The organism is Synechococcus sp. CS-1333 (assembly GCF_025128015.1).
Classification (GTDB): domain Bacteria; phylum Cyanobacteriota; class Cyanobacteriia; order PCC-6307; family Cyanobiaceae; genus MW101C3.
Window position 1 is genome coordinate 81347 of record NZ_JAHLYO010000012.1, and the last position, 20970, is coordinate 102316.

Below are 20970 nucleotides of genomic sequence, written 5' to 3' on the forward strand. Positions count from 1 at the left end.
CGATCAGCTGCCGGCCCGGGTGTGGATGTCCTGCAGGGCGGCCACGGTGAGCTCCTGGCTCTGCAGGGTGGTGATCGCCTCCACCGCCGCGCGCGCTCCCGCCAGGGTGGTGACCGTGGGCACCGCGTAGTCGAGGGCGGCGCGGCGCAGGTACTTGTCGTCGTGGGCGGCCTGCCGGCCGATCGGGGTGTTGATGATCAGCTGGATGCGGTCCGAGCGGATGGCGTCCTCCACGTTCGGGCGGCCTTCATGCACCTTGAGGATGGCCTCCACCTCGAGGCCGTGGGCGCGCAGCAGCGAGGCTGTGCCGGTGGTGGCGATCAGCCGGAAGCCCAGCGCGGCCAGGTTGCGGGCCACCGGCACCAGCGCCGCCTTGTCGCGGTCGTGGGTGGAGAGGAACACCATGCCTGCGGTGGGCAATGCTTCGCCGGCGGCCAGTTCCGCCTTGGCGTAGGCCATGCCGAAATCGGCGCCGCTGCCCATGACCTCGCCCGTAGAGCGCATCTCCGGTCCCAGCAGGGTGTCCGCACCGGGGAAGCGCTTGAAGGGCAGCACCGCCTCCTTGACGTTCTGAAGCGGCGGCTGAGGTTCGGCGGTGAGGCCCAGCTCCGCCAGCGTGCGCCCTGCCATCAGGCGGCTGGCGACCTTGGCCAGGGGCACGCCGGTGGCCTTGGCCACGAACGGCACCGTGCGGGAGGCACGCGGGTTGGCTTCGATGATGAACACCTGCTCCCGCTGCACGGCGAACTGCAGGTTGATCAGGCCGCACACATCAAGAGCCAGGGCCAGCGCTTCGGTCCACTGGCGGATCGTGGCCAGCGCGGCGGGCGAGAGCGACACCGCCGGCAGGCAGCAGGCTGAATCACCGGAGTGGATGCCGGCCGGCTCGATGTGCTCCATCAGCCCGCCGATCACCACCCGGCCCTCGCGATCGGCCAGGGCATCAACATCCACCTCGATCGCGTCTTCCAGGTACTGGTCGATCAGCACCGGATGGTCGGGCTCCACCTGCACCGCCTCCACCATGTAGCGGTTGAGTTCCTCTTCGTCGAACACCACCTCCATCGCCCGGCCGCCGAGCACGTAGCTGGGCCGCACCACCACGGGATAGCCCACCCGGGCGGCGACGGCACGGGCCTCCGTCTCGCTGCGGGCCAGGCCGTTGCGCGGCTGGCGGATGTCGAGCCGCCGCAGGATCGCCTCGAACTGCTCGCGGTCTTCGGCACTGTCGATCGATTCCGGTGACGTGCCCCAGAGGCGGGTGCCGGTGGCCATGCCCTCCGGCGTGGACAGCCAGCGCAGCAGTGGCAGCGCCAGCTTCAGGGGCGTCTGGCCGCCGAACTGCACGATCACCCCGGCGGGCTTCTCGGCCTCGATCACGTTCAGCACGTCTTCGAGCGTGAGCGGCTCGAAGTAGAGGCGGTCGGAGGTGTCGTAGTCGGTGGAGACCGTTTCCGGGTTGCTGTTGACCATCACCGTGGCCAGGCCTTCCTCCTGCAGGGCGAAGGAGGCGTGGCAGCAGCAGTAGTCGAACTCGATGCCCTGCCCGATGCGGTTCGGCCCACCGCCCAGGATCATCACCTTGCGGCGACTTTCGGGCTGCACCTCGTCCTGCGGCGGCAGGGGCGCCAGGCTGCCGTCCGCGTTCAACTGCTCCAGCGGCCGCTCGTAGGTGGCGTAGTGGTACGGCGTGGTGGAGGCGAATTCCGCCGCGCAGGTGTCCACGGTCTTGAACACGGCATTGATCCCCAGGGCCTGGCGATGGCGCCGCACGCTGAGTTCGTCGCTGCCGGTGGCCCAGGCGATCTGGCGATCGGAGAAGCCCAGCTGTTTGAGCGCCAGCAATGTGTCGCTGGTCAGGTCGTTGAGCGCACGCCCCTGCAGCAGGGCCTGCTCGGCGTTGAAGATGCCGCGCAGCTTGGCCAGGAACCAGGGGTCGATGGCACTGAGCGCGTGGATGTCGGTGTCGCTGCGGCCGGCCACCATGGCGGCACGCACCGCAAAGATCCGCTCAGGCGCCGGGGTACGCAGCTGGCGTTCCAGGTCGCTGGGCTCCACCTCGGCATCGGGGCGGTCACCGCCCCAGCCGGCGTGGCCGGTTTCCAGCGAGCGCAGGGCCTTCTGGAACGATTCCTCGAAGCAGCGGCCGATCGCCATCGCCTCGCCCACCGATTTCATCGAGGTGGTGAGCACCGCCGGGCTGCCGCGGAACTTCTCGAAGGCGAAGCGGGGAATCTTGGTGACCACGTAGTCGATCGTGGGCTCGAAGCAGGCCGGCGTCGCTCCGGTGATGTCGTTGAGGATTTCGTCGAGGGTGTAGCCCACCGCCAGCCGGGCGGCGATCTTGGCGATCGGAAAGCCGGTGGCCTTGGAGGCGAGGGCCGAGCTGCGGCTCACGCGCGGGTTCATCTCGATCACCACCACGTCGCCGTTGGCGGGGTTGATCGCGAACTGGATGTTGCTGCCGCCGGTTTCCACGCCGATCTCGCGGATGATCGCGATCGACTGGTCGCGCAGGCGCTGGTACTCGCGATCGGTGAGGGTTTGGGCAGGGGCCACGGTGATCGAGTCGCCCGTGTGCACCCCCATCGGATCGAGGTTCTCGATGCTGCAGATGATCACCACGTTGTCGGCCAGGTCGCGCATGACCTCCAGCTCGAACTCCTTCCAGCCGATCAGCGACTGCTCGATCAGGATCTGGGAGACGGGACTGGCCTCCAGACCGCTCTTGCAGAAGGCCCGGAACTCTTCGGGGTTGTAGGCGATGCCGCCGCCGGAGCCGCCGAGGGTGAAGGCGGGCCGGATGATGCGCGGATACCCGCCCACCTCCTCTCCCACCCGTTCGGCCTCGGCGAGCGAACTGGCGATGCCGGATGGACACACCGCCACGCCGATCCGTTCCATCGCCTGTTTGAACAGGAGGCGGTCTTCCGCTTTATTGATTGAGGCCAGGTTGGCGCCGATCAGCTCGACGCCGTAGCGCTCGAGCGTGCCGTCTTCCGCCAGGGCCACCGCCAGGTTGAGGGCGGTCTGACCGCCCATGGTGGGCAGCAGGGCATCCGGGCGCTCGATGGCGATCACCCGCGCCACCACTTCAGGGGTGAGCGGCTCGATATAGGTGCGATCCGCCATTTCCGGATCGGTCATGATCGAGGCCGGATTCGAATTGATCAGCACCACCTCGAAACCCTCGGCCCGTAGGGCCTTGCAGGCCTGGGTGCCTGAGTAATCGAATTCGCAGGCCTGGCCGATCACGATCGGTCCGGAGCCCAGCAGCAGGATGCGGCGCAGATCCGTGCGGCGGGGCATGGGCGGTGTTCGAAGCCAAACGGCCTCAGCCTCTCACGCCCACTGCCCGCTGGCTGGCCTCCGGGGCGTGTGTCCTCGCTAACGTGGCGGTTTCCTATCCATTGCCGGTTCGATGAGCGAACTCCAGCGCCTCAAGGGGCTGCTTCCTCCGGAGATGCAGAGCTGGGTGTTCGTGGAAGCCGCCGCCTCCGCCGACCCGCCCCTGGTCACGATCGAGGAGATCGGCCGTGATGAGGTGGAGATCCAGTTGGATCTCGAAGCCTGGGATCAGCTGGCCCTCGACCACCGCAACCTGCTCTTCTGGCATGAGGTGGGCCGCATCCAGAACGATGCGGTGCCCCGCGACGGCTGGGAGATGGCGGCCTTGGCCATCGGCCTTGGCGGCGCCATCGGCGAGCTATGGGTGCAGGACGGCCTGCTGCTGATGATGGCGCTGGGGTTGTCGGGCTTCGCCGGCTACCGGCTCTACCTCAAGAACAACTCAGAGAAACGTTTGCAGGATGCGATCGCCGCCGATGAGCGGGCCATTGCCCTGGCCACCCGCTTCGGCTACACCCTGCCCAATGCCTACAAGAGTTTGGGTGGCGCCTTGAAGGAACTGGTCGAGCAGACCCGCAAGAAGAAGAAACGCGCCTTCTACGAAGATCGCCTGGAGGCCCTGCGCAAGAGTGCGGCCACCGCCCGTGCCGAGATGGCCCAGCAACAAGGCAGCCGCCAGTCCGTCACCAGCGAGAACGTCTATGGATAGTGATCGCCTCACCAGGCTTGCCGCCGAGGCCTGCGACGACCGCAAGGCCGTGGACATCCGTCTGATCCGGGTCGATGAGGTGTCCTCCCTGGCCGATTGGTTCGTGATCTGCTCGGGCCTCTCCGATGTGCAGGTGCGGGCCATCGCCCGTTCGGTCGAAGACCGCCTGCTCACTGATGCGGGCCGGCTGCCGCTGCGCAAGGAGGGCCAGAACGAAGGGCGCTGGGTGCTGCTCGATTACGGCGAGCTGATCGTGCATGTGCTCACCCCCAGCGAACGGCGCTACTACGACCTGGAAGCCTTCTGGGGACACGGCGAGCAGGTGCCGTTCCTAGGCTCCGAGGAGTCTGTTTCCCTCTGACCGTCCGGCGTCTTCCATGGCTCAGGTCTCCCCCCTCTCGACCTGTCCGGTGCCCGTCGAACAGCAGCCCCTGGAGGAATACCGCCAGCTGCTCGCCTCCTGGTTCTTCGCCTGGCCGGTGCAGAGCTCCCGGCAGTTGCTCAAGCCCCTGGCGATCAGCTGGCTGCTTGCACTGCCGCTGTGTCTGCTGATCGCCTACGGCAGCTGGCCCCTGCGCCACGCGCCGTTGCGGTTGGTGCTGGCGGCGGCGGTGGCGGCAGTGCTGCCCTCGCTGCTGCTGCTGATCCGCCAGTGGCTGGGCTGGAGCTATGTGAGCCGGCGCCTCACCTCCGAGCGGGTGGAATACGAGGAATCCGGCTGGTACGACGGCCAGGTGTGGGAGAAGCCCCTCTCCTGGCGCCAGCAGGACCTGCTGGTGGCCCGCCATGAAGTGCGTCCGGTGCTGGAGCGTCTCCGCCAGGGCCTGCTCCTGGCCGCTGCACTGCTGCTGGTAGGAGCCTGGCTCTGCCAGGCTCTTTGAACCTTGGCCCCGGTCGTTTCCGGGGCGCCGATCCCTCTGCGATGTCCTTGTCTTCCAGTTTCGGCTCCTCCCAGCGGCCAGGCGTGCCCCCCCTGGAGGTGCGGCTGCTGCGTGCCGGTATCACCGAGTCGGTGCACCGCGTTCACGCCGTTGTCTGCGACAAGCGCGGGCGGGTGTTGATGCGCGCCGGTGATCCCCAGCAGCTCAGCTTCATGCGATCGGCGCTGAAGCCCTTCCAGGCCCAGGCCTATGTGAGCAGCGGTGCCGCCGACCTGGCCGGTGCCGACAGCCGCAGCCTGGCGATCGCCTGTGCGTCCCACGCCGGCACGCCGGCCCATGCCCGCGAAGCGTTCAAGATCCTCTGGAGCGCCGACCTGGAAGCCGAACGGCTGCAGTGCCCGCCACCGCGGCCCGACGCCAGCCCGCTGCAGCACAACTGTTCGGGCAAGCACGCCGCGTTTCTTGCCACCTGCCGCCGCATGAACTGGGCGCTGGACACCTACCTCCAGCCCGACCATCCGCTGCAGCAGCAGGTGTTCAAGGGGGTGGGGGAACTGCTGGGCCTGCCCGGAGCGGAGCTGCTCACGGCGCGCGACGACTGCGGGGCCCCCACCGTGCAGATCCAGCTGGCCCAGATGGCGCTGCTGTTTGCCCACTTGGGCGGTTCTGAGCAGCCCGATCTTGAGCGGCTGAGTCGGGCCATGCTGGCCCACCCTGAGCTTGTGGCTGGCGAGGGACGCTTCGACACTGAGCTGATGCGGCGGGGTCATGGCCTGGTGCTGAGCAAGGGGGGCGCCGAAGGGATCCAGTGCCTGGCCCGCATGGGCGAGGGGCTGGGAGTGGCGATCAAGGTGGAGGACGGCGCCAGCCGTGCCAAGCACGCGGTGACGCTGCACCTGCTGCGGCAGCTCGACTGGCTCACGGCGCTCACCCTCGAAGAGCTCGAGGATCAGTTCCTTGCCCCAGGCCTTGGCCTGCGGCTGGAGGTGAGCGGCGAGCTGCGCTTTGACGCCATGGCGCGCTGAAGCCGGCGCCCAGGACCCGGCCCATTGCCGGAAGGCACCCCCGGCTTGTAGTGTGTCTGAGGCGACGCGGGGTAGAGCAGTCTGGTAGCTCGTCGGGCTCATAACCCGAAGGTCAGGAGTTCAAATCTCCTCCCCGCCACCACTTTTCATCCCCCGGTTGCGGATCTGCAGCCGGTTTTTTATGGGCAGCTGTCTGGGCAGAGGCGGGGCCCTGCGTCGCTGGTTCGACGACCGGCTGTCGCCGCCTAAGGTCGCCACGCCACGCCCGTTGCTGGCCAGCCGATGCCTCTCGCTGATCCCGGAGCCCTGGTTGATGCGGTGGTGGTGGGGTCCGGCGCCACCGGCGGGGTCGCCGCCATGGTGCTGGCGAGCGCCGGCCTGCGGGTGCTGGTGCTGGACGCGGGCCCCGCGCTCAGCGCCCGCCAGGCCTTCGGCAGCGAGCCCCTGAACAGCCTCAGGCGGGTGGCCAACATCAGCAGCGGCCGGCAGTGGCGGCAGGTGCAGCATCCGGGCTACTGGAAGGCCAACCCGGAGCTGTATGTGGATGAGCGAGAGAACCCTTACAGCACGCCTCCCGACCGCCCCTTCCTCTGGAGCCGGGGGCGTCAGGTGGGCGGCAAGAGTCTCACCTGGGGCGGCATCACGCTGCGCCTCTCCGACCACGAGTTCAAGGCGGGCGAGCGGGATGGCCACGGCCCGTCCTGGCCGCTTTCCCACGCCGACCTGGCCCCTTACTACGCCCGACTCGAGCGCTTCCACGGCGTGCACGGCCACCGCGATGGCCTGCCCCAGCTGCCGGATGGGGAGTTTCAGCCGCCGCTGCCGTTCACGCCAGCGGAGCGCCACCTTCAGCAGGCGATCGCCCGGGAGCTGAATCTGCCGCTGATCCACTCCCGTGGCTTCGCGTTGCATCGCCCCGGCAGCGGCCCCTGGCCCCGCTCCTGCTCCCAGGGCGGGGCGCTGGCCCAGGCCCTGGCCACCGGCCGGGTGACGCTGCGTCCGGGGGCGGTGGTGAGCCATGTGGAGTTCGATCGCACCCGCCGCCGTGCCGAGGCGGTGGTGTACGTGGAGCAGGCCAGCGGTGCGCGGCAGCGGGTGCAGGCCCAGCTGGTGGTGCTCTGCGCCTCCACGCTGGAATCGGTGCGGATCCTGCTCCATTCCGAAGAGGCGCATCAGCCCAATGGGCTGGCGGACCCCTCCGGCAGCCTCGGGTGCCACCTGATGGATCACATCTCCAGCTGCCGTTTTTTCGCGCTGCCCGATCAGCCAGCCCCGACCGGCCCCAGTGAACTGTCGGGAGCGGGCAGTGCCTTCATCCCCAACACCGTGAACCTCGGCGCCGATGACCAGCCTCTGCCCTTCCGCCGCGGCTACGGCATCTGGGCCGGCGTGCAGCGCTTCGATCCGCCGGCTCCGTTCAAGCGGCGCCCGAGGGAGGCGGTGGGCTTCCTGATCGGCCAGGGGGAAGTGCTGCCCCAGGCCCACAACCGGCTCACCCTTTCAGCCACTGCCACCGATGCCTGGGGCCTGCCGGCCCCCCACATCGACGTGCATTGGGGCGAGAACGAAACGCGGATGGTGGCCCACATGCAGGCGCGCATGGCGGCGGTGGTGGCTGCCGCCGGTGGTTGCATCCGGCCGCTGGAGGATCTGTTCCTGTTTCCGCTGGCCGAGCCGCTGCTGCGCCTTGGGGTGGCGTTGTCAACGGAGGCGGCCCCGCCGGGCTACTTCATCCATGAACTGGGCGGAGCCCGCATGGCGGCTGGCCCGGACGCCGGGGTGGTGGACTCCTGGAACCGCTGCTGGCAGGCCCCCAATCTGCTGGTCACCGATGGGGCCTGCTGGCCCAGTGCCGGCTGGCAGAGCCCCACGCTCACGGAGATGGCAATCACCTGGCGGGCCTGCGCCCATGCCGCCCACAGGTTGCGCACTGGCGCGATCGATGAGGCTGTGAGCGCGTCCTGACCGGACCACGCGGGCGGTGTCAACGACCACAAAAGCGATCTGGACCCTCCTGCACAATTTGCAGGCGACCTTTAACCGGGTCGGGCAAGGGAGATTCCAAAGCGGGGGCCTTAGGGTTTCCGCTTTTTTATTGCTGGCGCCACAGGCAGCGGGCCTGTGATTTTGTGGTGTTCCGCTGCGCAGGACCTCTCCTTCAGCCGGTTGTTTGCTGTTCGGTGGCCGACAAACCCTTACCGAGTGAAGCCGCGACGCGTAAAGCTGCAACCTGCCAATCAGCAGCTTGAGCAGCCACTGCGACTCAGCAACGTGTGACGCAGCAACCTTCGAGTCAGCAGGTTTCGAGTCAGCAACGCGCGAGACAGCGGCTTGGGAACGACAACGTCTGGAACAGCAAGGTGAGATCCAGTGAAACCATCAAGGTGGGATCCAGTGATCAGCGGTCTGTGAATCGGCAGCCAGCCATCGTGCAGGACTTGATGGTGCGTTGCTTGGCGCCCACGTGCTTGCAGCTTGCGTGCTCGCTGGCGTTGTTCAGAGCAATGGGCCTGGAGGACAAGTGCTCAAGGAACCACCGAGTGGCTGAATCGCGCGTGCAATAAACGACGCGTGGATCAACAGCCGAATCGGCTGCGAGGAGGATCTTGGGTGGATCAGGAGCGCGAGCTTTACAGGCCGTTCTTCAGCATTGGCGGCCTGTGTCCATTCACGCGTGCCTGTCTCCGGCTTCACTGGCGCCCATCGGCCCTGGCTGCTGGTCTAGGGCCACGGCTGCTGGTCTCGGACGATGACGGCTGATCTCGCGTCAGCCCCGCTGGACTCCGGGCAAGCTGCCGTCAGACGAGGCGGCCTTCGGGCGGCTGGTTGCGCATGAACAGACCGTTGAGGTAGTGCTGGGTGACGCAGCCGTCGGTGCATCCGTTCTGGAACAGGAAGCTGGCCAGGGCTGAACTGACCAGCTGGTACTGGTCCCAGTGGGGATGGCTGCGGATGAAGTCGCGCATGCCGTCGAACAGGAGCTCAGGGATCTCCGCCTCAAGACTCACGCGGCTTTCTGCAGCCACCCCGGCTTCGCCTGGATAGGCCTCACTCCGTCCTGAGCCACTGGCGGCCTCGCTGCCGCGCATGCCGTTGCGTCCTTGGCCTGTGGTCCTGTTCAGCGCGTCGCTCAATGCCGTGGCTCCCTGGTCCTGCCCAGATAGCCACAGCGACGGCAGGCCCGTCAAAGCGGGGGGCCTGGGTGAAACCCATGCCGGCTCGCCTTGAGAAAGTCAGTTGCGGTGCCTCTTCGTCGCTGGCCATCGGCAATCGGTCTGGCGGTTGATGCCACTGAGAACGTTTGTCAAGAAGGCTGCCTGGAAACCCGCGTAATCCCCAGATTCAAGGACTTGAAAGGCCATTCTCCGACCTCGCCTGTGGAAAAACCCCTCCCGTTCTGGGGAAAACCATGGGTGCCTGGGGAAATCGGTGACACATCAGCAGGGCTTATGCCCCGTGGATCTCTTGAGTCCCGGGGGTCGGCGAGACGGCTTGGTCTCCCTTGGCGGGGGGTGCTGCCGTCAGGCTGCGAGGCCCGAGCGGGTGGTCAGCGTGGGGGTAACGGGTGTGGCCGTGGTCGTGGGGCTGACCCTGGTGATGCGCGTGGTCGTGGACGGGGCCATGCTCCGTCTGGTCCGGGCCGTGTACGTGGCTGTGGGCCGGCCCGGGGGCCCCTGCGGGTCCATCTCCTTGGCTGTGGCTGTAGCTATGGCTGTGGCCCTGCCCGCTGCCTAGGGGAATCGGCACCCCATCGGGCTGGCAGGCGCCGGTGCATTCGCGTTCGCACAACGTGCAGGATTCAATCAACCCCTCGACATGGTGGTGGTGACTCCGCTGCGGATCACCCACCTCCGCTTCGAAGCCCAGCACCTGCGCCCGGTACTTACAGAGCGAACAGTTCATCTGGGTGTCCCCGCGCACCACTTCTTCCACACGTTCATGGAAGGTGTCGATCACCAGTGGATGGTCACCCAGATAAGGAGCCTGCACGAAGTCCACGGCGGGATGATCTGCCGCCACACGCTCACTGTGCAGCCGGATGCGGCTCACCAGTACGCCGGAAAAAAGAAAGTAGGGGAACACCACGATGCGGCGAAAGCCCAGCTTCACCACATGGCGCAGCCCCGGTTCCACCAGCGGAAACGTGACACCGGAGTAGAGCGTTTCGCCCCAGCCGAACCCGAACCCCTCCACCAGCATGCGGGTCACCTTGCTGACGTTGGAGTTGGCATCGGGATCGGAAGAGCCGCGTCCCACCACCACCAACAGGGTGTCGTGCAGCGGCACCGCTGGCTCACCGGCGGCAGCAGCGGCGGCATCCGCCTGCTGCAGCGCGCCACGGATGCGGGCACCCGCAGCCTCGATCATCTTGCGGTCGACACCCAGCTCGCGGCCGTAATCAATGCGCAGACCGGATTCGGCCGCGTAGGTGTTCAGAACCGAGGGAATGTCGTTCTTGGCGTGGCCGGCGGCGAACAGCATTCCTGGCACGGCCAGCACATGCTCCACACCCTGCTGGCGCAGCTGATCGAGGCCATCGCGCAGGATTGGCCGGGCGAATTCCAGGTAGCCGTAGGCCACCGGCAGATGGGGCAGGCGTTGTTGCAGCCCGATCGCAAGCTGGGCGAATTCCTCGACGGCCAGACGGTTGCGGCTGCCATGGCCGCACACCATCACGCCGAGCTTGCCGTTGGCAGAGGCTCCCGCCAGAAGTTGCGCTGGAAGAGGAGCCATCACAAGACCTGTCTCGGGGGACCCTATCGCTCCTCCCTCCCTGCGGCGCCTCCGCCATGCTGAGGTCAACGCGCCCGGCCCGATGACTGCCACCTCCACCACCTTGCTGGGGTATGGCGCGGCGGCGCTCACCACCTTGAGCTTTTTCCCCCAGGCGATCAAAACCCTGCGCAGTGGCGACACCAGTGGCATCTCCCTGCGCATGTACACGCTGTTCACCGCAGGCATCTGCTGCTGGCTGCTCTATGGCCTGATCACCCGTGACGGCCCCCTGATCGCCGCCAACGCCATCACCCTGCTGCCGGCCTCGGTGGTGCTGGAGCGCAAGCTGCAGGGGCTCAGGCGCTGTAGGCCTTCCGGGCGGGGATCGGGTAAGGGATCCGCCGATGACGCATCCGCTTCCACACCCGCACGAACGCCCTGATCACCAGTTCCAGTTCGCCCCGGCTCAGGCCGCTGTCCTTGAGCTGGCCATCACTGTGGCGCGCTTCGATGATCCGGCGCACCATGGCGCGGGCCTCCTGTTCCGAGGTGCCGGGCGGCAGCGAGCGCAGCGCGGCCTCGCAACCATCGGCCAGCATCAGGATGCCGGTTTCGCGGCTCTGGGGCGTGGGCCCGCGATAACGGAAGCGCTGCTCGGGCACATCGGGATCCTGCTCCCGGGCCTGATGGAAGAAGTAGCCCATTCTCAAGGTCCCCTGGTGCTCCGGGATGAAATCGGCCAGCGGCCGTGGCAGGCGGTATTTGCGGGCCAGCTTGAGCCCCTCATCCACATGGGCCTGCAGGATCGCGGCGCTGGCGAAAGGGTCGTTGAGGGTTTCGTGGGGGTTGAGGCCTTCCGATTGGTTTTCGATGAACCATTGCGGCGCGTGCAACTTGCCGACGTCGTGATAAAGGGCGCCGGTGCGGATCATGTCGACGTCCGCCTGGATCGCCCGGGCGCCCTCCTCGGCCAGCCCGCAGATCATCAAGGTGTGCTCGAAGGTGCCCGGCGCTTCCATCGACAGCCGCCGCAACAGGGGGCGCTCCAGGTCGGCCAGCTCCAGCAGCCGCGCGCGCGTGAGCAGCCCGAAGAAACTCTCGACGAGTGGTCCCATCAGCAGGCCGCCCATCAGCAGGCCACCCATCAGCAGCGCCTCTCCCACCAGCTCTGCGCCGCTGGGCGTCACCCGTGCGCTGTTGGGCAACCGATACGACACCTGCAGCACCAGCCATTGCAGGGCCAGGGCACCCACCGGCAGCACAAGTGCCAGCTGCACCAGCTGGGCGCGGCTGCGCTGCCGGCCTGCCAGCACCGCCGCCACCACCGCCACCAGGGCGGCCACCAGCAGGCGCTGCTCGTTGAAGCCATCGAGGGGTTGGGGCCACAGCAGGCTGGCCACCGCCAGCCAGGCCAGGCCAGCGCCAGTGCCCAGCGCCTGGGCCAGTAGCAGGGTGGGGGGCACCAGCAGCGCCAGCGGGCTGGCGGTGTTGCCGAGCCACAATTTGCAGCCCTGCACCACCAGCAGGGTCCCCAGGGCCAACAGCGCATGGCGGGGCTCCAGGCTCGCGCGCCAGCGCCGCAGCAGCAGCACCATCACCGCACTGCCGGCGAAGGCTTCGAAGGCATGGCCCAGCCAGGCCCGCAGCAGGGGCCTCCGGTTCACCAGGCCGAAGTAATCGAGCACGTCGTAGGCCTGGGGGCTGATCGGTTCCCCCTGGCGGGTGATCAGTTCCCCTTTTTCCACGGTGATGCGCGGGATGCCCTGCTGGGTGAGCAGTTCCTCGATCAAGCCCTGGGTGAGGCCGGCATCGGTGCGCAGGTTGGTGCGGCCCTGCAGGTTCACCGCCAGCAGCCGGCTGCCCAGGCCCAGGCCCGGCTCCGCCAGCGGCGCCAGCTGCAGGGCGGCGGCCGCCTGTAGCTGGCTCTTGGCGATGCTGCTCACGATGCCCTGGCTGAGCATGCGCCGCTGGGCCAGCCGCAGCGCCTGCTGCCATTGCGCCAGTTGCTGCGGCGTGAGGCCGATCAGCCACGCCTGCTCCACCGGGTTCAGATTGAGCGGCCCCACCCGGTTCTGGGGGGAGGCCGCCACCAACTCCAGCTCCCGCAGTTGCCGCTCCAGGCGCTGCTGCAGCTCCCGATCGGCCTGGGGATCCACCACCTGCACGTGGGTGCGGCTGCCCAGCTGAAAACGCCGCTGCTCCAGGGCGTCGCTGTCCACGACTGTGGCGGCTTCCGGTGCCCGGGTGCTCTGCGGGGCCGGGATTCCCGGCCTCAGGCTCGGTTCCACCAGCCAGGGCCAGCTCGACACCCCCGCCACCAGCACGCACACCAGAGCCACGGCCAGCCAGTCGCGTCGGCGCCATGGACAGAGCGCCTGGCATGGCGATTCCTGCCGGAGCCATCGCTGCCAGAGCCTCTGGATGCGCCGACGCAGCAGCACACGCTCCACCTCCGAAGTGGTCAAGCTAGCGAGGACGTCAATCGTGGTCTGTCGGCATGCTGGGCCTTGAACCGTTTGTGGTGGGCATGGCGAAGCTCCTCGATGGGCGGCAACTGGCGAAGGACGTCGAGCAGCGCCTGCAGCAGGTGGTGACGGCGGGCCTGGAGCGGGCCGGTAGGCCGCCAGGGCTGGCCGTGCTGCGTGTCGGTGATGATCCGGCCAGCGGCGTCTATGTGGCCAACAAGGAGAAGGCCTCGGCCCGGGTGGGCATCGCCAGCCACGGCGCCCACCTACCTGCCGACAGCAGCGCCGCCACGGTGCTCGCCGAAATTCAACGTCTTAATTCCGATCCCGCTGTGGACGGCATCCTGCTGCAGTTGCCCCTGCCGCCGGGGCTGGCGGAGGGGCCGCTCCTGAATGCGATCGACCCGGCCAAGGATGCCGATGGCCTGCACCCGTGCAACCTGGGTCGCCTGCTCAAGGGGGAACCCGGTCCGCGCAGCTGTACCCCCGCCGGTGTGATGGCCCTGCTGGCGCGCGCCCAGGTGCCGTTGGAGGGGGCCCGTGCCGTGGTGGTGGGGCGCAGCATCCTGGTGGGCCAGCCAATGGCGCTGATGCTGCAGGCCGCCAATGCCACGGTCACCGTGGCTCACTCGCGCAGCCGCGATCTGGCGGCGCTGTGCCGCGAGGCGGATGTGCTGGTGGTGGCGGCCGGTCGGCCGCGGCTGATCGGTGCCGAGCACGTGAAACCCGGAGCGGTGGTGGTGGATGTGGGCATCCACCGGCTGCCGCCGTCAGCGGCTGAGGGGCCCGGCGGCCGCGGCGGGCTCTGCGGCGATGTGCGCTTCGAGGAGGTGGAGCCGCTGGCGGCGGCGATCACTCCGGTGCCCGGTGGTGTGGGGCCCATGACCGTGACGATGCTCCTGGTCAACACGGTGGCCAGCTGGCGGGCGACCTTCGCCCCAGCGCTCGCTGTGGATGGGGCTGGAGCTCTGGCGGAAGATCCGCTCGCCGATCTGTTGCCATAGGCGCTCAGCGGCGCCGTGGCCTGAGAGAATCCGCCGCAGTGCGCTGGTACCCATGGCCGTGGCGGTGAGCACGGATTTCGATTTCGCGGCCTACCTGGAGGCGTCCCGCCAGCGCGTGGAGCAGGCCCTCGATGCCGCCCTCGGCCCGGAGCGGCCCGAGTCATTGCGGGAGGCGATGCGCTACTCGCTGCTGGCGGGGGGCAAGCGGCTGCGTCCGATCCTCTGCCTGGCGAGCTGCGAACTGGCGGGAGGCACCAGTGCCCTGGCGCTTCCCACCGCGGTGGCACTGGAGATGATCCACACCATGTCGCTGATCCATGACGACCTGCCCGCCATGGACAACGACGACCTGCGCCGCGGACGCCCCACCAACCACAAGGTGTTCGGAGAAGCCAATGCCATCCTTGCCGGCGACGCCCTGCTGACCCGTGCCTTCGAGATGGTGGCGCTGCGCAGCCCCGGTGTGGCCCCCGAACGGCTGCTGCGGGTGCTGGGTGAGCTGTCGCTGGCGGCCGGCGCCCCCGGGCTGGTGGGCGGCCAGGTGGTGGATCTGGAATCCGAGGGCCGCCAGGTGGATCTCGACACACTCGAATACATCCACCTGCACAAGACCGGTGCCCTGCTGCAGGCCAGTGTGCTCACCGGCGCACTGATCGCCGGCGCCGAGGACGATCTGCTGGACGCCCTGCGCACCTATTCCCGCGGCATCGGTCTGGCCTTCCAGATCATCGACGACATCCTGGACCTCACCGCCAGCAGTGCCGTGCTGGGCAAGACGGCCGGCAAGGATCTGGCCGCCGACAAGACCACCTACCCGAAGCTGCTGGGGCTGGAGGAGTCGCGTCGCCGTGCCGATGCCCTGGTGCGGGAGTCCAAGGAGGCACTTCAGCCCTGGTTGGCCCAGGCCGGCCCGCTGGTGGCCCTGGCCGACTACATCACCAGCCGCGATCGATGATCGCTGTCCCCTCCGGAACCCCTCCCCTGTTTCAACTGCTTGGCAATGGTGTGCTGGCCTGGGCGCTGATCTCCTGCGGTCTGGCGCAATGCTCCAAGTTGCTCATCGAGCTGGTGGAGCACCGCCGCTGGCGCCCGGCGGTGCTGTTCGAAACCGGCGGCATGCCGTCCAGTCACGCCGCCCTGGTCACAGGCGCGGCGGCGGGCATCGGCTGGCAGCAGGGCTTCGATGATCCGTTGTTCGCCTTTGCCGCCACAGTGGCGTTCGTGGTGATGTACGACGCCAGCGGTGTGCGTCGGGCCGCCGGGCTACAGGCTGGTGCGATCAATGCCCTGCCGCCTGCCACCTGGCAGGACGCCGCACCAGCCAAGCCGCTGAAGGAAAACCTGGGCCACACGCGCCTGGAGGTGCTGGCCGGCAGCCTGATGGGCCCCGCCATCGCCCTCACCGGTCTGGCCCTGGCGGGTTCCCCGCTGCAGATCGCCCAGAGCTGGGGCTGGTTGCCGCTGGCTTGAGCCTTCCTTCCGCTGACGCCCAAGCCTTCACGCCAGGTCAGCGCCAGGCGGTCAAGGCCTTCGTGGCCTGGTTGGACGCTCCTGCCGATGGCCGGCCTTTCGTGCTGAGCGGCTACGCCGGGACCGGCAAGACGTACCTCTCGATGGCCTTTCTGGCGGAGGTGGAGCGCCGGGACCTCTGCTGGACCGTGGTGGCTCCCACCCACAAAGCGGTGGGCGTGCTACGCCACTACCTCGAGCTCAGTGGCCTTAGGCCCACCTGGTTCCCCTCCACCCTGCACCGGCTGCTGCGTCTGAAGCTGCGCCGTGATGGCGGCCGCGAGATCTGTGAGGAAACCGAGCAGACGGCGGTGGCCTTGGAGCCGCTGGCCCTGGTGCTGATCGATGAGGCCTCGATGGTGGACAGCACCCTGCTGCAGATCGCCCTGCGCTGCGCCCATCCCTACGGCACCCGGCTGGTGTTCGTGGGCGATCCCGCCCAGCTGCCGCCCGTGGGGGAACCGCTCAGCCCCGTGTTCGATCTGCAGCGGGCCGAGCTGGCCCGGCTCGAGCAGGTGGTGCGCCACCAGGGCCCGGTGCTGCGCCTGGCCACCGGCCTGCGGGAGGAGCGGCTGCCCTGCCGGTTGCCGCCCCAGCTGCCGGCCATCCGGCAGCCGGAGGGCATGGTGGCCCTGCTGGAGCGCTCCGCCTGGCTGGCGGCGGCTCAGCAGGCCCTGCGCCGCGCCGCCGAGGGGGACAACCCCGACCAGGCCCGCATCCTCTGTTACACGAACCGCAGCCTTGAGCAGCTGGTGCCCCTCGCCCGGCGCGCCATCCACGGCGAGATGGCCGACCAGCTGCCGGTGTTGCCGGGTGAAGTGCTGATCACGCGCATGGCGGTGATGGCGCCCGCCTGCCGGGAGGGGGCGGAGGGGGGCGAGGAACCGGACATGGTGTTGGCGTCGAACCGGGAGCTGGTGGTGCGCGACGTGAAGCCCGAGCGTTGCGATCTGGCGGAGTTCGGCCTGGCGGGCCGGGAGGTGCTGGAGCTCTTCGACGGGCTGACCGCGCCGGTGATCGACACCCAGCTGGTGACCGTGCAGCAGCCCGACGGGGAGCTGTCGCTGCGGTTGCTGCCGGCGGCGGGCTCCCCGGCCCGGCGGCAGCTGGAAGGGGTGCTGGCGCAGCTGCGGCAGCAGGCCAGGGCGCTGGGCAAGAAGGAAGCCCGCGGTCTCTGGCGTCGCTACTTCCTGGTGCGGGATGCCTTCGCCTCCCTGGCGCCGGCGGCCGTGCTCACGGTGCACCGCAGCCAGGGCAGCAGCTTTGGTGAGGTGTTCATCGCCGACGATGTGTTCTGGCCCTCCGATCTGCAGCTGCGCCGGCAGCTGGTGTACGTGGCGGTGAGCCGGGCGCGCACGGCGGTATGGATGGTGGCGGGAGCAGGCTCCAGAGCCGATCGCGACTGCTGGAGCCGCTGGCTGGCAGACCCCGAGGCCTGAGCCCGGCGGCTCAGACCATGCGCAGGCCTTCGATGCCCTGCCAGGTCAGGTAGGCCGCCAGCGCCAGGCTGAGGCCGCCCACCACCAGATCCCCCCGGGCGAACAGCAGCTTCTTGGCGCTCTCGAGCCGCGGCAGCATGCGTTCGCGGGCCAGGGCCACCGCCAGGAACGGCACCAGCAGCAGCAGGCTGGACGCCAGGGTGAAGACTGCGGCCATCAGCAGCTCCTGCCCGCGGCCCAGTTGAGCCGCCAGCAGCGCCGATGCCCCCTTGGCCATCAGGAACAGGTCGTCCGGGCTGACCACCTCCAGCGCCGCCCCCGCGCCGATCAGCAGCGGCAGGGGCAGGCGGCAGAAACGGTCGAGCTGACGCGTCCAGCCTGGAGCTTCCTCCGGACCAGCGCCGCGGCTGGTCGGCAGCAGCTCCCGCACCCCCAGGGTGAGCAGGGCTCCGGCCCCCATCAGATCCAGCCCCGTGCGGTGGCTGCTGCCCTGCTCCATGGTGAGCAGCAGGCCGTGGCCCAGGGTGAGCAGCATGGTCACCATCACGGCGATCGTGACGACCCAGCTGAGCACGAACAGGCCACCCCGCCGCAGGGGGTGCTCACCGAGAAGCAACAGCAGCAGCAGGCCCACATGGATCGGGCTGAGGCTGATGCCGCTGCCGTAGGCGATCAGTTCGGTCCAGAGCGAGGGGTCGTGCATCGGGGCGCCAGGGTGCGTTGGCGGTCCCGGCCAGGATGACGCACACGCCGCGCTCAGCGGCGGATCTCGAACCAGTCGTCGCCAGCGATCGGCATCAGGCTGGGGATCACCTCACTCACCAGTGCACCGGGCGGCCCCGACTCACACCAGAGCCGCAGATCCAGCAGCTGCTGGTTCGGGCCTTCCGCCTGCACCTCCACCGAACCATCGCTGCGGTTGCGCACCCAGCCCGCCACGCCGAGCGCGGCAGCGGCGCGGCAGCAGGCCTGGCGGTAGCCCACACCCTGCACATGGCCGCGCACGATCAGCTGCCAGCGCTCCCTGGAGGCCAGGGAGCCGGCGCTGCGGCGGCTGCCGCCGCCACGGCGAACGGAGCTGTCCGCCGGGCTGCGTCGTGGAGGCGCCGGCAGATCGCCGAACACCCAGCCCAGTGGAGGTGAAGCCAGCTGGCGTGAAGCGTGCGCGTCGTCCATCCTTCACTCCGCGGCGGGCAACCCCATCCCTCAAGCTGCCACAGCGGCTTGATTCCGTCCATCACACCGTTGCCGCCCGACACAGAGGCTGCCGTGGGAGTGGGGTGCAGCTCCCAGCGGTGGAATTCGTGGCCGCAGACAGATTCTCCGTAGCGTGCCACCAGCCCGTCGTGTCTGGGGGTGGCCTGCCGGTAGCCGAGCTGGAGTGCCCCGCGTCGGGCCGTGAACGGCAGCAGGCCAGCCATCGGGTAGGGCTGGCCCTCTGGATCCTCCAACGCCTGCCCCAGCAGCAGCAGGCCACCGCATTCGGCGTAGATCGGCAGGCCGGCGGCTGCGGCACGCCGCAGGTCAGCCAGGCTGTGCCGGGCGGCAGCCAGTTCCGGTGCGTGAAGCTCCGGGTAGCCGCCCGGCAGGATCACCCCCTGACAATCCGGCGGCAGCGGCGCATCGGCCAGGGGCTGCCAAAGCCGCGGCTCCACCCCCACCGCTTCGAGCAGTTCGGTGGCTTCCGGGTAGCGGAAGTGAAAGGCGGCATCGGCGGCAATAGCCACACGCACGGGCTCGGGTGCTGGGGTTTCGTGTTCGAGCCCGAGCGCCCATTGGATCGGATCGCCGCCGGAGGCGGTCTCTGGTGAACTGGCGGGGGGTGCCAGCAGGGGCAGCAGCTGCGCGAGATCAAGGTGCTGCTCGGCCAGCGCTGCCCATTCTCCGCAGGTGCGCGTGAGGTCGTGGAGCTCATGGGCGGGCAGCAGCCCCAGGTGCCGTGACGGCAGGCTCAGGCTGGGGTGGCGCGGCAGCAGGCCCAGCACCGGCATGCCGATGGCGGCGAGCGCTTCGCTCAGCAGCGCCTGGTGCCGGGCGGTGCTTACGCCGTTGAGCACCACCCCGGCCATGGTGAGGTCGCGGCGATGGTGCCGGAAACCGTTGACCAGCGCCGCGACCGATCCGGCCTGGCGGCTGGCTTCCACCACCAGCACCACCGGCAGCTGCAGCGCGACGGCCAGCTCGGCGGAGCTGCCCTCGTCGCCGGGCCCGCGGCCGTCGAACAGGCCCATGACCCCCTCCACCAGGCAGTGGTCGGCCTGACGGCCCCACCAGTGGAAACTGCGCTCCACCCATTCGGGGCCGCAGAGCAGGCGGTCGAGGTTGCGGCACGGCCGGCCGCTCACCCGGGCCAGCAACTGGGGATCGAGGTAGTCGGGCCCCACCTTGAAGGTCTGGACGCTGCGGCCGCGCTGGCGCAGCAGGGCCGTGAGCGCCAGGCTGAGCAGCGTTTTGCCGCTGCCGCTGCAGGGGGCCGCAATCAGGCAGGCCATCAGTGCCGGCCCCCCGCCGCTGGGTTCAGGACCGCCTCAGTTCGGCAGCAGCTTGGCTGCCAGCGGAGCAGCGGCGGCGAGCAGCGGCGTGGTGGAGTCGTGGCCGCCACCCAGCAGCCGCCCCATTTCCATCTCATCGGACCCGGGCACCTTCGGCACCACATCTTCCGCCAGCTCCATCCGCGCCACGCCGCCGGCCTCCAGCCGCATGCAGCCGCCGGTTTCCGAGCAGAGGATCACGCAGAGCGGCTTGCGATCGTCGGGTTCGCAGATCAGCCGCAACCCCACGATCGTGCCCGGGTGGCTGCTGGGGATCCCCACCGGCACCGGCATCAGCTTGAGGCGCACTTCCTTGCCGTCGCTGCGCTCGAAGTCGGCGCCGATGGAGTCACCGTCCATTTTGTAACTGGTCACAAAGTGCCAGCCGAGTCGGTCGGCGATCCAGGCGGCCAGCAGCAGCCCCTGCACCGGATGGCTGCCCTCCACATCGATGTCGAGGTGCACCACGTGGCTTAGCGATTCGCGCCGACCGGGGGGATCGAACACCATCGCCAGCGACTCCCGCCAGCCGCGCAACCGCAGCCAGTTGAGGTCGTTGACGGCGGTGCTGCTGTTGACGCGCTCCTCCAGCAGATCAAGGCAGCGGCGCGGCGGACCGAGGGCGCTGTCGATCACCAGCCGGCGCCCCGGGCTGCTGAGGGCCGCCAGCAGATCGGGCGCTTCCTCCAGCGAACCGTTCCACCACACCCAGCAGGGCAGGTCGTCGGGCACCAGGGGTTGCAGCAGGCTCAGGCCCTGCCGCAGGGCGTCGAAGTCGCCGCGCAGCACCACCACATCTCCGCAGGTGGCGCCGTTGTTGCCTTCCTCGCTGAGGGGGCAGTAGGCCGCCACAAGCGTTTCCAGGCCGGCGCTATTGCTGAGCGTGGGCGCCAGGGTGATCAGCCGGCGCGGCTGGTAGGCGCTGATCGCCGATTCCACGTGTTGGCCGCGCAGGTCTTCGCCGACGTGGTCGACCCCCGCGTGCTCGCCCAGCGCCCAGGCCAGTTCTGGAGCCATCGGCGAGGTGCTGGGGGGAAGGCCACAGAAGTCGACCGCTTCACGGGCCGCCTCCAGCACTTCCGGACGCACCACCCCGGTCACCGGGCCTTCCAGCCGGCCCAGCCGCACCAGGTGCTGTTCCACCCAGGCCGGTTGCCACACCAGCAGGGTGAAGGTGCTGGCCCCACTGCTGTGCCCCAGGTCGTGCTGCCAGAGCTTCTCCAGGTACCCGGTGAGCTCGGGGGGCGGCAGTTCCACCGGGGCCTGAAGGGTCAGTTGGGGGCTCATGGAAGGAAGGGCAGGGAGGGGGGACGGGACGGATGTGGATGGTGGAGGCCGAGGCG

The 20970-nt window shown here is 68.9% G+C and carries 18 protein-coding genes and 1 tRNA gene; 11 read left to right on the plus strand and 8 right to left on the minus strand.

What is annotated here, in order from left to right; all coding sequences use genetic code 11:
* Nucleotides 1–3 precede the first annotated feature (3 nt).
* A complete protein-coding gene (gene carB / locus KQ303_RS04140) occupies nt 4–3309 on the minus strand; it encodes a carbamoyl-phosphate synthase large subunit (protein WP_259729253.1) in 3306 nt (1101 codons plus the stop codon).
* Nucleotides 3310–3421: 112 nt separating this feature from the next.
* Here carB and KQ303_RS04145 point away from each other — a divergent pair, with 112 nt between their 5' ends.
* The 6 genes from KQ303_RS04145 (at nt 3422) to KQ303_RS04170 (ending at nt 7928) form a co-directional block, all read left to right on the plus strand.
* Complete coding sequence (locus tag KQ303_RS04145; RefSeq protein WP_259729254.1) at nt 3422–4057, plus strand: DUF3318 domain-containing protein; 636 nt, start codon at nt 3422–3424, stop codon at nt 4055–4057.
* Entirely contained in the window at nt 4050–4418 is a 369-nt protein-coding gene (gene rsfS / locus KQ303_RS04150) for a ribosome silencing factor (RefSeq protein ID WP_094510382.1), read from the plus strand. The genes KQ303_RS04145 and rsfS overlap by 8 nt, the downstream gene beginning before the upstream one ends.
* Nucleotides 4419–4434: 16 nt before the next feature.
* Entirely contained in the window at nt 4435–4938 is a 504-nt protein-coding gene (locus KQ303_RS04155; protein WP_259729255.1) for a CGLD27 family protein, read from the plus strand.
* A 41-nt stretch (nt 4939–4979) separates the two neighbouring features.
* Entirely contained in the window at nt 4980–5963 is a 984-nt protein-coding gene (locus KQ303_RS04160; RefSeq protein ID WP_259729256.1) for an asparaginase, read from the plus strand.
* 65 nt (nt 5964–6028) lie between these two features.
* Nucleotides 6029–6105: transfer RNA gene (locus KQ303_RS04165), tRNA-Met, on the plus strand.
* A gap of 140 nt (nt 6106–6245) precedes the next feature.
* Nucleotides 6246–7928, plus strand: coding sequence for a GMC oxidoreductase (locus tag KQ303_RS04170; protein WP_259729257.1), 1683 nt, complete (start codon nt 6246–6248; stop codon nt 7926–7928).
* A gap of 833 nt (nt 7929–8761) precedes the next feature.
* Here KQ303_RS04170 and KQ303_RS04175 read toward each other — a convergent pair.
* Together KQ303_RS04175 and KQ303_RS04180 are read right to left on the minus strand one after the other, a co-directional pair.
* Nucleotides 8762–9052 (minus strand): DUF2811 domain-containing protein, encoded by a 291-nt coding sequence (locus KQ303_RS04175; protein ID WP_259729280.1) that lies wholly within the window; start codon nt 9050–9052, stop codon nt 8762–8764.
* A gap of 358 nt (nt 9053–9410) precedes the next feature.
* Complete coding sequence (locus KQ303_RS04180) at nt 9411–10697, minus strand: CbiX/SirB N-terminal domain-containing protein (protein ID WP_259729258.1); 1287 nt, start codon at nt 10695–10697, stop codon at nt 9411–9413.
* Between the two features lie 82 nt (nt 10698–10779).
* Between KQ303_RS04180 and KQ303_RS04185 the strand changes: the two genes are divergently transcribed.
* Nucleotides 10780–11121 carry a SemiSWEET family sugar transporter gene (locus KQ303_RS04185; protein ID WP_094510388.1) on the plus strand — a complete coding sequence of 114 codons (342 nt, stop codon included), beginning with the start codon at nt 10780–10782 and terminating at the stop codon, nt 11119–11121.
* Here the strand turns inward: KQ303_RS04185 and KQ303_RS04190 are convergent.
* Nucleotides 11036–13144 (minus strand): HDIG domain-containing metalloprotein, encoded by a 2109-nt coding sequence (locus KQ303_RS04190; RefSeq protein WP_259729259.1) that lies wholly within the window; start codon nt 13142–13144, stop codon nt 11036–11038. The two genes, KQ303_RS04185 and KQ303_RS04190, sit on opposite strands and share 86 nt — an antisense overlap.
* A gap of 62 nt (nt 13145–13206) precedes the next feature.
* Between KQ303_RS04190 and folD the strand changes: the two genes are divergently transcribed.
* The 4 genes from folD to KQ303_RS04210 are packed head-to-tail and all read left to right on the plus strand — an operon-like array spanning nt 13207 to nt 17096.
* Nucleotides 13207–14148, plus strand: a complete 942-nt coding sequence (gene folD, locus KQ303_RS04195) for a bifunctional methylenetetrahydrofolate dehydrogenase/methenyltetrahydrofolate cyclohydrolase FolD (RefSeq protein WP_259729281.1) — start codon at nt 13207–13209, stop codon at nt 14146–14148.
* A 52-nt stretch (nt 14149–14200) separates the two neighbouring features.
* The gene (crtE, locus tag KQ303_RS04200) at nt 14201–15103 is read left to right on the plus strand and encodes a geranylgeranyl diphosphate synthase CrtE (protein ID WP_255099715.1); all 903 of its coding nucleotides are present in this window, start codon (nt 14201–14203) and stop codon (nt 15101–15103) included.
* Nucleotides 15100–15618, plus strand: coding sequence for a divergent PAP2 family protein (locus KQ303_RS04205; RefSeq protein WP_259729260.1), 519 nt, complete (start codon nt 15100–15102; stop codon nt 15616–15618). Before crtE ends, KQ303_RS04205 begins: the two co-directional genes overlap by 4 nt.
* Nucleotides 15615–17096, plus strand: coding sequence for an ATP-dependent helicase (locus KQ303_RS04210; protein WP_259729261.1), 1482 nt, complete (start codon nt 15615–15617; stop codon nt 17094–17096). The genes KQ303_RS04205 and KQ303_RS04210 overlap by 4 nt, the downstream gene beginning before the upstream one ends.
* A 10-nt stretch (nt 17097–17106) precedes the next feature.
* Here KQ303_RS04210 and KQ303_RS04215 read toward each other — a convergent pair whose 3' ends face one another.
* The 4 genes from KQ303_RS04215 to KQ303_RS04230 are packed head-to-tail and all read right to left on the minus strand — an operon-like array spanning nt 17107 to nt 20914.
* A complete protein-coding gene (locus tag KQ303_RS04215) occupies nt 17107–17799 on the minus strand; it encodes a GAP family protein (protein WP_259729262.1) in 693 nt (230 codons plus the stop codon).
* A 53-nt stretch (nt 17800–17852) separates the two neighbouring features.
* A complete protein-coding gene (locus tag KQ303_RS04220; RefSeq protein WP_233132726.1) occupies nt 17853–18101 on the minus strand; it encodes an acylphosphatase in 249 nt (82 codons plus the stop codon).
* 2 nt (nt 18102–18103) lie between these two features.
* On the minus strand, nt 18104–19588 hold the full coding sequence (locus tag KQ303_RS04225; protein WP_259729263.1) for a cobyrinate a,c-diamide synthase: 1485 nt from the start codon (nt 19586–19588) through the stop codon (nt 18104–18106).
* A gap of 36 nt (nt 19589–19624) precedes the next feature.
* Nucleotides 19625–20914: a glucose-6-phosphate dehydrogenase assembly protein OpcA gene (locus KQ303_RS04230; RefSeq protein WP_259729264.1), complete on the minus strand. Its 1290-nt coding sequence runs from the start codon at nt 20912–20914 to the stop codon at nt 19625–19627.
* Nucleotides 20915–20970: the final 56 nt, after the last annotated feature.

Excerpts from the sequence above, each read along its gene's own strand:
- carB (WP_259729253.1), bottom strand. The coding sequence starts at position 3,309 with ATGCCCCGCCGCACGGATCTGCGCCGCATCCTGCTGCTGGGCTCCGGA.
- KQ303_RS04145 (WP_259729254.1), top strand. The coding sequence starts at position 3,422 with ATGAGCGAACTCCAGCGCCTCAAGGGGCTGCTTCCTCCGGAGATGCAG.
- rsfS (WP_094510382.1), top strand. The coding sequence starts at position 4,050 with ATGGATAGTGATCGCCTCACCAGGCTTGCCGCCGAGGCCTGCGACGAC.
- KQ303_RS04155 (WP_259729255.1), top strand. The coding sequence starts at position 4,435 with ATGGCTCAGGTCTCCCCCCTCTCGACCTGTCCGGTGCCCGTCGAACAG.
- KQ303_RS04160 (WP_259729256.1), top strand. The coding sequence starts at position 4,980 with ATGTCCTTGTCTTCCAGTTTCGGCTCCTCCCAGCGGCCAGGCGTGCCC.
- KQ303_RS04170 (WP_259729257.1), top strand. The coding sequence starts at position 6,246 with ATGCCTCTCGCTGATCCCGGAGCCCTGGTTGATGCGGTGGTGGTGGGG.
- KQ303_RS04175 (WP_259729280.1), bottom strand. The coding sequence starts at position 9,052 with ATGCGCGGCAGCGAGGCCGCCAGTGGCTCAGGACGGAGTGAGGCCTAT.
- KQ303_RS04180 (WP_259729258.1), bottom strand. The coding sequence starts at position 10,697 with ATGGCTCCTCTTCCAGCGCAACTTCTGGCGGGAGCCTCTGCCAACGGC.
- KQ303_RS04185 (WP_094510388.1), top strand. The coding sequence starts at position 10,780 with ATGACTGCCACCTCCACCACCTTGCTGGGGTATGGCGCGGCGGCGCTC.
- folD (WP_259729281.1), top strand. The coding sequence starts at position 13,207 with ATGGCGAAGCTCCTCGATGGGCGGCAACTGGCGAAGGACGTCGAGCAG.
- crtE (WP_255099715.1), top strand. The coding sequence starts at position 14,201 with ATGGCCGTGGCGGTGAGCACGGATTTCGATTTCGCGGCCTACCTGGAG.
- KQ303_RS04205 (WP_259729260.1), top strand. The coding sequence starts at position 15,100 with ATGATCGCTGTCCCCTCCGGAACCCCTCCCCTGTTTCAACTGCTTGGC.
- KQ303_RS04215 (WP_259729262.1), bottom strand. The coding sequence starts at position 17,799 with ATGCACGACCCCTCGCTCTGGACCGAACTGATCGCCTACGGCAGCGGC.
- KQ303_RS04225 (WP_259729263.1), bottom strand. The coding sequence starts at position 19,588 with ATGGCCTGCCTGATTGCGGCCCCCTGCAGCGGCAGCGGCAAAACGCTG.
- KQ303_RS04230 (WP_259729264.1), bottom strand. The coding sequence starts at position 20,914 with ATGAGCCCCCAACTGACCCTTCAGGCCCCGGTGGAACTGCCGCCCCCC.